At 65.8% G+C, this 597-nt stretch carries 1 protein-coding gene; it reads left to right on the top strand.

The window, feature by feature from the left end; translation table 11 throughout:
* A partial coding sequence (locus AC0IW9_RS30360; protein WP_471652033.1) for an IS630 family transposase occupies positions 1-582 on the top strand: 582 nt, incomplete at its 5' end.
* Positions 583-597 lie beyond the last annotated feature (15 nt).

The following is a 597-nucleotide window of genomic DNA, read 5'->3' as shown; positions in this document are numbered from 1 at the left end:
CAGGACCGCCCGGACGTCCTGAGGCGACGCTGGGCCTGGTTCGAGGCGCAGCCTGACCTCGATCCGGACCGGCTGGTATTCATCGATGAGACCTGGGCCTCGACCAACATGGCCCGGACCCATGGCCGGGCGCTCCGGGGCAAGCGGCTGCGGGCCGCCATCCCGCACGGCCATTGGCTGACCACCACCTTCGTCGCCGGCCTGCGCAACACCGGCATCATCGCGCCTATGGTGCTCGACGGGCCGATCAATGGCTCGCTCTTCCAGGACTATGTCGACCAAGTGCTGGTGCCTGAGCTCCGCCCTGGCGATGTCGTCGTCATGGACAACCTTGGCAGCCACAAGGGCGCAGGCGTCAGGGCCGCCATCGAGGCCGCAGGCGCTAACCTGCTCTACCTCCCGCCCTACAGCCCGGACTTCAACCCAATCGAGCAGGCCTTCGCCAAGCTGAAGGCAGCGCTCCGCACAGCAGCTGAACGCACCCTCGATGGCCTGTGGGCGGCCATCGGCCGCATCATCGACACCTTCACCCCAACCGAGTGCACTAACTACTTTACCGCCGCAGGCTATGACGCAGACTGATAGGAAAACGCTCTA

The organism is Belnapia sp. AC561, from assembly GCF_979252845.1.
This window is presented reverse-complemented; position numbering and strand designations above follow the sequence as displayed.